This window comes from Nitratireductor sp. GCM10026969 (assembly GCF_042660605.1).
GTDB lineage: Bacteria > Pseudomonadota > Alphaproteobacteria > Rhizobiales > Rhizobiaceae > Chelativorans.
In genome coordinates, this window is record NZ_JBHSUM010000162.1 from 1 (window position 1) to 8,883 (window position 8,883).

Consider the following 8,883-nt stretch of genomic DNA (forward strand, 5'->3'; position numbering starts at 1 on the left):
GGGAACAGGTGCCCGCCGGTGCCGCCGGCGCACAGGAGAACGGTCCCAGCCTTCATGTCAGCCGGCCGCCGCCGCCCGACCGGAAACGCTGGAAAGGCTCATGGGCCGGCGCTTTTCCGGCCGCCGGCGGGCGAGCGCCAGCACGAATCCCATGGAGATCGCCATGGCGATCAGCGACGAGCCGCCATAGGAGATGAAGGGCAGCGTCATGCCCTTGGCCGGCATCATGCGCACGTTCACCGCCATGTTGATGATCGACTGGAAGCCGAACAGGATGACCAGTCCGGACAGCGCGTAGCGCGTGAAGTCGTCGCCCTCCCGGCGCGCGAGCGCCAGCCCGCGCATCACCACGAAGGCAAAGAGCGTCAGGATGATGAGGCACATGATGATGCCGAACTCCTCGCCCGCCACGGCGAACACGAAGTCCGTGTGGCTGTCGGGCAGGATGCGCTTAACGGACCCCTCGCCCGGTCCCTGGCCGAGCCAGCCGCCGCGCGTGATCGCGTCCAGGCTCATGTCCACCTGGTAGGTATCGCCCTCGCCGGTGAAGAAGCGGTCGATGCGCTCGGCCACGTGCGGGAAGGTCGCGTAGGCCGCCACCGCGCCCCCTGCGCCCACCGCGCCGAGCACGATGATCCACAGCCACGGCATGCCGGCGATGAAGAACATCGCCCCCCAGGTGCCCAGCACAAGTATGGTCTGGCCGAGGTCCGGCTGGGCGACGAGCAGCGCCACCACGAGGCCGAGAAGCAGCATGGCGAACAGGTTTCCGGGGATCTCCGGCTGGCGCGCATGCTCGGCGAACAGCCAGGCGCAGATGACGACGAAGGCCGGCTTCAGATATTCCGAGGGCTGGACCGACAAGCCGAACAAGTGGATCCAGCGCCGCGAGCCCTTCACCTCCATGCCGACGAAGAGCGTGACGACCATCAGCACGAGCGAGCCGGCCAGGATGAGGAGCGCGAGCCGGCGCACATGGCGCGGCTCCAGGAAGGAGACGCCGATCATCACCACGCCGGCCCCCACCATGAAGACGATCTGGCGTGTAACGAAATGAAAGCTTTCCAGCCCGATACGCTCGGCCACCGCCGGGCTTGCGGCAAAGGAAAGCACCACGCCGATCCCCATGAGCAGGAGAAAGGCGGCAAGGAACCAGCGGTCCACGGTCCACCACCAGTTGGCCACGAGACTGCGGTCGGTACGACTGATCATCCCCTCTTCTCCCCAATGGGCGCGATATCGGCGAGCGACAGCACCGCCGCGCGGAAGGCTTCGCCCCTCACCTCGAAATTCCTGAACTGATCGAAACTCGCACAGGCCGGCGACAACAAAACCACCGCCTCGTCCGCGGGATCACTTGCCGCGTCCCGCGCGGCGTGCTCGACGGCTGCGTCGATGGTACCCGAAATCTCGTAGTCGGTCTCCCCCTTCAACGCGGCCGCGAAGGCCGGCGCGGCCTCGCCGACGAGATAGGCCTTGGCGATGCGCGGGAAAAACGGCTTCAGGCTCTCGATGCCGCCCTGTTTCGGCAGCCCGCCGGCAATCCAGTAGATGCGCGGGAAGCTGGACAGCGCCGGTGCGGCCGCATCGGCGTTGGTGGCCTTCGAATCGTTGACGAAGAGGACGTGCCCCCGCCGCGCCACCTGCTCCATGCGGTGGGCAAGCCCCGGAAAGCTCCTGAAACCCGCCTCGACCTCGGCAACGGTGAGCCCGCAGGAAAGACAGGCCGCCGCGGCGGCGAGCGCATTCTGCGCATTGTGCCGTCCGCGCAGCGCGCCGATGCCCTGCAGCGAAAGAAGCTCTTCGGCTCTTCCCGAAGAGGAGCGCATCAATGCCGCGCCGTCCGCGAAGAACCCGTCCTCCAGCGCGTGGGCGACGGAAATGCGAATCACCTTGCGACCGTCCTTTTCCAGCCGGTCGGCAATGGCCCGGCAATGGGCGTCGTCGACACCGACGATCGCCGTTTCGCTTCCGGCCGCCAGCCGTTCCTTGACGGCAACGTAGTTCGCCATCGTGCCGTGGCGGTCGAGATGGTCCGGCGACAGGTTGAGAAGGATGCCGACCGAGGGATCGAACGTCGGCGCCAGGTCGATCTGATAGGAGGAGCATTCCACCACATAGTGCCGGCCGGGCTGAGGCGGCGCCAGGCTGAGGACTGCCTTGCCGATGTTGCCGCCCATCTGCGTGTCGCGGCCGGCCGATTCGAGCACATGCGCGATCAGCGCGGTGGTGGTCGATTTGCCATTGGTGCCGGTAACGGCGACGAACGGCGCCGTCGGCGCCCGTGCCCGCCGCTCGCGCGCGAATAGCTCCACGTCGCCGACGACCTCCACGCCCGCCGCGTGCGCCAGATCCACGCTCCAATGCGGCCGCGGATGGGTGAGCGGCACGCCGGGCGAAAGCACCAGCGCATCGATCTCGTTCCAGTCCGTTTCACGCAGGTCGGCAGCTTCCACACCGTCCGCCCGGGCGCGCGCCACGCTTTCGGGATTGTCGTCCCAGACGATCACCGAGGCACCGCCCTCGAGCAGCGACTTCGCCGTCGCGATGCCGGAGCCTCCAAGGCCAAAGACGGCGATGGTCTTTCCCGCGAAGGTGGAGACGGGGATCATGCGGCGGGCCCCTACCGCAGCTTCAGCGTCGAAAGGCCGATCAGCGCCAGGAGCACGGCGATGATCCAGAAGCGGATCACCACCTGGCTTTCCGTCCAGCCGAGCTTCTCGAAATGGTGATGGATCGGCGCCATCAGGAAGACGCGCTTCCCGCTCATCTTGAAGACGGCGACCTGGATGATGACGGAGAGGATCTCCACCACGAACAGCCCGCCGATGATGGCCAGCACGATCTCATGTTTGGTGGCGACCGCGACGGTTCCGATGAGGCCGCCCAGCGCCAGCGAGCCCGTATCGCCCATGAAGATCGCCGCGGGCGGCGCATTGAACCAGAGGAAGCCGAGCCCGGCACCGATCACCGCCCCCAGGATGACCGCAAGCTCGCCCGTGCCGGGCACGAAGTGGATCTGCAGGTAATCGGCGAAGATCGCATTGCCCGAAAGATAGGCGATCACGCCGAAGGAGGCCGCCGCCACCATCACCGGCACCGTCGCCAGCCCGTCCAGGCCGTCGGTCAGATTGACCGAATTGCCCGCGCCGACGATGACGAAGGCGGCGAAGGGGATGAAGAAGATGCCGAGGTTGAGAAGCAGTTCCTTGAAGAAGGGGAAGGTGAGCGAGGAAGAGAACGGGGCCTGCCCGGCCCGCATGATCACCCACGCGGCAAAGCCCGCGATGACGAATTCCAGCGCCAGGCGCACCTTGCCCGAAAAGCCCAGATGCGACTGCTTCGTCACCTTCAGATAGTCGTCGTAAAAGCCGATGGCGCCGAAGCCGACCGTCACCATCAAGACGGTCCATACATAGACGCTCGACAGGTTGGCCCACAGGAGGGATGCACCGAGGATCCCGCACAGGATCATCAGCCCGCCCATGGTGGGCGTCCCCGCCTTCTTGAAATGGGTTTGCGGGCCGTCGGCCCGGATCGGCTGTCCGCGCCCCTGGCGCACGCGCAGCGAGTTGATGATCGCCGGGCCGAACAGGAAGACGATGACGGCCGATGTGATCAGCGCCCCGCCGGTGCGGAAGGTGATGTAGCGAAAGACGTTGAAGACCGAGAACTCGTCGGCGAATTGTACAAGAAGCATTAGCATGAGAAAAATCCCCCGCGCGGGCCTGGTCCGGCTCCGCTAGGTCCGTGCCGGCTCTTCGGCCGCCGGAAAGTGTTTGATGAGCGCGTCGACCAGGCCGGAAAAGCCGATGCCCTTCGATGACTTGATGACGATGGCATCCCCCGGCCTTACCGTCTTGAGAAGCAGCGGCCGGAGTTCTTCCGCCGATTCGCGATACTCCACCTGGGGCCCGGACGGCACGTTGTCGGCCAGCCTCTTCATTTCCGGGCCGCCGAGCAGAAGGAGATCGACGCTCGAAGCGGCGATCAGGTCGCCAAGGGCGGCGTGCAGCTTCGCCGAATGCTCGCCCAGTTCCAGCATGTCCCCAAGCACCGCGATCCGCCGCCCCTCCTCGCCGACGGGTGTCGCCGCCAAAAGCTGCATCGCCGCGCGCATGGACGCCGGGTTGGCGTTGTAGCTTTCGTCGATCAGCGTGAAGGCACCGGCCCCGGCCTTGAGCCGATGGCGTTTGCCCCGGCCCTCCTCGGCAGTGAAATCGGCCAGTGCCGCGAGCATCTTTTCAGCATCCGCGCCGGCCAGATAGCCGGCCCCGAGGGCGGCCAGCGCGTTCTGCACCATGTGCCGGCCCGGCACGCCGATCCGGCCCGCCATCTCCTGGCCGGCGATCTTCACCGTGACCGCCGAGCCATTCTCCTCGGGCTGCCAGTCGATCAGCCTGAACTGGGCGCGGGTGTTCTCGCCGAAGCTCCAGATGTTCTTGACGCCGGCCTCACCGGCCATCTTGGACAGGATCTTGAAGCGCTGGTCGTCACGATTGAGCAGCGCATGCCCGCCTGCGGCCACGCCGGAAAGGATTTCCCCCTTCGCCTCGGCGATTGCGTCCAGGCTCTTGAAATGGCCGAGATGGGCCGCGGCGATCATGGTGACGATCGCCGTCTGCGGTTTCACGAGCCTGGTCAGCGGCGCGATCTCGCCGGCATGGTTCATGCCGATCTCGAAGACGGCATAGTCGCAATCGTCCGGCATGCGCGCCAGCGTCAGCGGCACACCCCAATGATTGTTGAAGGACCGGTCGGCCGCATGCACCTTGCCGTAACCGGAAAGGGCATGGCGCAGCATCTCCTTGGTCGTCGTCTTGCCGGCCGAACCGGTGACGGCGATCACCTTGGCCTTGGTGCGCGCGCGCGCCGCCGCGGCGAGCCCTTCCAGCGCCTTCAGCACGTCCGGCACGACGATCTTCGGCACGGACAGCCGGCCGAGCGCCGGCAGCTTTTCCTCCGAAACGACGAGCAGTCCGGCACCGGCCACCATGGCCCCCGTGGCAAAGTCGTGGCCGTCGAACCGTTCGCCCTTGATGGCGAAGAACGCCTCGCCCCGTTCGAGCGTGCGGGTGTCGATGGATATGCCCGTCACCCCCTCGGGAACGTTGCCGAGAGGCCGGCCGCCCGTTGCGGCCAGCAGCGCCTGTGTGTCCCAAAGAAACGTCACACCCCTGTCTCCTCCAGTGCCCGTCGCACCTCCTCGTGATCCGAAAAGGGATATTTTCGTCCGGCGATCTCCTGCCCGTGCTCGTGGCCCTTGCCCGCGACGATCAGCGTGTCGCCGGTTTCAAGCATGCCGACGGCGGTACGGATCGCCTCGCGCCGGTCGCCGATCTCCTGCGCTGCAGGCACGGCCGCGATAATCGCGGCGCGGATCTCCGCGGGGTCTTCCGAGCGCGGGTTGTCGTCGGTGACGATCACCAGATCCGCAAGCCGCCTGGCGATCTCGCCCATGATGGGCCTCTTTCCCCGGTCCCGGTCGCCGCCGCAACCGAACACGACGACAACGCGTCCGGTCGTGAACGGTCTGACCGCCAGGAGAACGTTTTCCAGGGCCTCCGGCTTGTGCGCGTAATCGACGTAGCATTGGGCACCGTTGTTCGCCGTCCCGGCAAGCTCGAGCCGTCCGGAGGCGCCCTTGAGATGCTCGAGCGCCATGAGCGCCTGATCGGCCGAAAGGCCGGTGGCGATGGCAAGCCCCGCCGCGACCAGCGCGTTGGCAATCTGGAAATCACCGGCAAGCGGCAGGACGATCTCGTGGATGGTCCCCTCGTGCTCCACCTCGGCGCGCTGGCGATGACGTTCGTGCTCGACGCGCTTCAGGGTAAGCAAACCGCCCCCGCGGCCGACCGTATGCACCGTCAGCCCGGCCTGTCTGGCCGCCCTTTCCGTCGCCTCCGACCACGCGTCGTCGGCAAAGATCACCGCCGGCGCGTCCTTCGGAAGGAGCGTGTCGAACAGGCGCATCTTGGTGCGGTGATAGTGCTCCACCGTCGGGTGGTAGTCCATGTGGTCGCGCCCGAGATTGGTGAAGCCGCCGCCGGCGAAACGCACCCCGTCGACGCGGCGCTGAACGAGCCCGTGGCTGGAGGCCTCCATGGCCCCGTGGGTCACGCCGGCCTCGTTCAATTCCCGCAAAAGCCGGTGCAGCGCGACCGGGTCGGGCGTGGTCAGTTCCCCGTAATCGTCCCGTCCCGGCGCCACGATACCCGTCGTGCCGATCGAGGCGGCGGGGAAGCCTGCCTGTTCCCATATCTGCCGCGTGAAGGAGGCGACCGAGGTCTTGCCGCTGGTGCCCGTCACCGCCACCATGGTGGCCGGCTGTCCCGCATAAAGCCGCGCGGCGGCGAGCGCCAGGGCGCGGCGCGGATCATCGACCTCGATGACCGGAATGCCGATATCCTGTGGAATTGCACCGGGCCGCGCCACGATGGCGGCGGCGCCCTTCTTCGCCGCCTCGCCCGCAAACGCCGCGCCGTCGGCCTTGGAGCCGGCTAGCGCAAAGAACAGATCTCCCGTGCCGACCCGCCGGGAATCCGATGAAAGACCGGAAACATGCATGTCGTCCGATATTGTTCCTTCATGTGGCAATATGTCGGCAAACGCACCCAGCTTCATCGCACCCCAGTCATCTTTTCGGCCATGACCCGCATCCGCAGGCCGGAATCACTGATACGAGACCAGTAGAGCCTCCGCTTCATGGCCGAAATCCGGCTCCACGCCAAGGATCGGCGCCGCGCGGCGGATAATGTTGTGCACCGTCGGTGCGGCGTTCATGCCCGCGGTGGCATAGTACTTCCCTTCCTCCGGCTTGGGCTCGTCCAGAATGACGAGCACGAGATAGTCCGGATCGTCGGCGGGAAACCCGGCTACGAAGGCGTTGAAACGCTTGTCGCGCGAATAACGGCCGTTGACGACCTTTTCGGCCGTTCCCGTCTTGCCGCCGACGTAATAGCCCGGCACTTCCGCGCGCCCGCCCGACCCCTTTTCCACGTTGAGCCGGAAGAGATAGCGCATTTTGGCACTCGTCTCGGGCGCGATCACCTGTTCGGCGACCGCCACCGCCTCTTCCTCGCTGCGCGGCAGGAAGGTTGGCGGAATGAGCTTCCCGCCGTTGAGCATGGCCGCGGCGGCGGCGGCCGTCTGCAACGGTGTCGTCGCCATGCCGTGACCGTAGGAGATGGTGATGGAGTTGAGCTTTTTCCATTCCGCCGGCTCGGTGGGACGTGCCACTTCCGGCAGTTCCGTCGGCATGCGGTCGAGAAGGCCGACACGCTTGAGGAACGCACGATGCCCCTCGATGCCGACCACATCGGCCATCTTGGCGGTGCCGATATTCGAGGAATAGATGAAGATCTCCGGCACGGAGAGCACGCGCCGCTTGCCGTGGAAATCGTTGATGGTGAAGCGTCCGAAACGCAGCGGCCGCGACGCGTCGAAGCTGTCGTTCAGCGTGACTTTCCTCGAGTCCAGCGCCATGGCGGTGGTGAACAGCTTGAAGGTCGATCCCATCTCGAAGACACCGGCGGACATGCGGTTGAGCCGGTCCTTCTCGAGCGCGTTGTAGGGATTGTTGGGGTCGTAATCGGGCAGCGAGGCCATCGCCATCACCTCGCCCGTGCGGGCATTCAGGATGACGGCGCCGGCGGCGATGGTCCGATAACGCTCCATGGCCTTGCTGAGCTCGTCGTGCACCACGTATTGCGCCCTGAGATCGATGGACAGGCGCACCGGCTTCAGCGTGTCCGGCCCTGCAAGGCCCAGCGCCTGGAGATCGGCAAGCCCCTGCTCGTCGACGTATTTCTCCATTCCCGCCGTGCCCTTGTTGTCCACGTTGACGAGGCCGAGAATGTGCGAGGCGGTCGCGCCGCCGGGATAGAAACGCCGCTTTTCGGTACGGAAGCCCAGCCCCGGCACGCCGAGCGAGAGGATTTCGCTCTGCTGGCGCGGCGAAAGCTGCCGGCGCAACCACACGAACCCCGCGTCGCTGTCGAGCCGGCGATAGGTGTCGTCGTAGTCGAGGTTCGGCAGCACCGTCTGCAGCTTCTCGATGGCGGAATCGATGTCGACGATACGGCGCGGTTCGGCGAACAGAGAGGCCGTCTTGATATCGGTCGCCAGCACTTCCCCGTTGCGGTCCACGAGGTCGGGGCGGGAGGCCATGACGCGGCTTTGCGGCAGTTCGACCGCCTCTTCCTCGGTCATGCCCAGATGCACCAGGCGGCCCCCGATCGCGGCATAGATGCCGAAGAGCATGGCCATGGCCATCACCACGCGCCCCTGCCCCCGGCTGCCGGCGGCCCTGCGCGCGCCATTCACCACGATGGAACCGCCGCCGGAATGCGTGCCGCCCCGGCGCCACCTGTCGAAAAAGGCCGCCTTCATCATGGGCGTACGCCCCCCGTCACGGTCGGATCCGGCGCATCGCCACCCTCCGCTCCCTGTTCCGCGACCATGGCCTCGGATCGGAAGGGGATCTGTCGCAGCGCTTCCGTTTGGGCGATCTGCTTGGGATCGAGCGCCTCCAGTCCCAGCTCGTCACGATAGGCTTCCGCCAGCGCCGCCAGGCGGCCTGGCTGAGTGAACAGGCTCCAGTCCGCCTTCAGAATGTCGATGGCGTCCTTCTCGAGCTGGATCTGCGCCTCCAGCCTGCGGATGTCGCTCCTCACGGCTTCCGCGTCGTGCTTGGTCTTGTACGTGAAGGCGGCTGCCGAAAGCATGACCGCAATCAGTATGATGTCGCTGGTCCTGAACACGCCTATTTCACCTTCTCGCCCAGTTGTGCGGTGACGAAGAGCGCCGGCACGCCGAGGCTCTCCAGATCCTCTTTCCCCGCCGGCACGTCCGTGCGCCGGGCCGCGCGCAGCCGCGCCGAGC

General features: G+C 66.3%; 7 protein-coding genes. All 7 read right to left on the minus strand.

The genetic code is table 11. The annotated features are described in order from the left end of the window. Nucleotides 1–57: 57 nt before the first annotated feature. The 7 genes from ftsW to ftsL are packed head-to-tail and all read right to left on the minus strand — an operon-like array spanning nt 58 to nt 8,762. Nucleotides 58–1,212, minus strand: coding sequence for a putative lipid II flippase FtsW (gene ftsW, locus ACFP9U_RS21340; RefSeq protein WP_378624558.1), 1,155 nt, complete (start codon nt 1,210–1,212; stop codon nt 58–60). Further along, entirely contained in the window at nt 1,209–2,612 is a 1,404-nt protein-coding gene (gene murD / locus ACFP9U_RS21345) for a UDP-N-acetylmuramoyl-L-alanine--D-glutamate ligase (protein ID WP_378624560.1), read from the minus strand. The genes ftsW and murD overlap by 4 nt, the downstream gene beginning before the upstream one ends. 11 nt (nt 2,613–2,623) lie before the next feature. Next, a complete protein-coding gene (gene mraY / locus ACFP9U_RS21350) occupies nt 2,624–3,706 on the minus strand; it encodes a phospho-N-acetylmuramoyl-pentapeptide-transferase (RefSeq protein ID WP_378624562.1) in 1,083 nt (360 codons plus the stop codon). Nucleotides 3,707–3,742: 36 nt separating this feature from the next. After that, a complete protein-coding gene (locus tag ACFP9U_RS21355) occupies nt 3,743–5,173 on the minus strand; it encodes a UDP-N-acetylmuramoyl-tripeptide--D-alanyl-D-alanine ligase (protein ID WP_378624564.1) in 1,431 nt (476 codons plus the stop codon). After that, nucleotides 5,170–6,624, minus strand: a complete 1,455-nt coding sequence (locus ACFP9U_RS21360; RefSeq protein ID WP_378624566.1) for a UDP-N-acetylmuramoyl-L-alanyl-D-glutamate--2,6-diaminopimelate ligase — start codon at nt 6,622–6,624, stop codon at nt 5,170–5,172. Before ACFP9U_RS21360 ends, ACFP9U_RS21355 begins: the two co-directional genes overlap by 4 nt. Nucleotides 6,625–6,672: 48 nt before the next feature. After that, the gene (locus tag ACFP9U_RS21365) at nt 6,673–8,391 is read right to left on the minus strand and encodes a peptidoglycan D,D-transpeptidase FtsI family protein (protein ID WP_378624570.1); all 1,719 of its coding nucleotides are present in this window, start codon (nt 8,389–8,391) and stop codon (nt 6,673–6,675) included. Beyond that, on the minus strand, nt 8,391–8,762 hold the full coding sequence (gene ftsL / locus ACFP9U_RS21370) for a cell division protein FtsL (RefSeq protein ID WP_378624568.1): 372 nt from the start codon (nt 8,760–8,762) through the stop codon (nt 8,391–8,393). The genes ACFP9U_RS21365 and ftsL overlap by 1 nt, the downstream gene beginning before the upstream one ends. Nucleotides 8,763–8,883 lie beyond the last annotated feature (121 nt).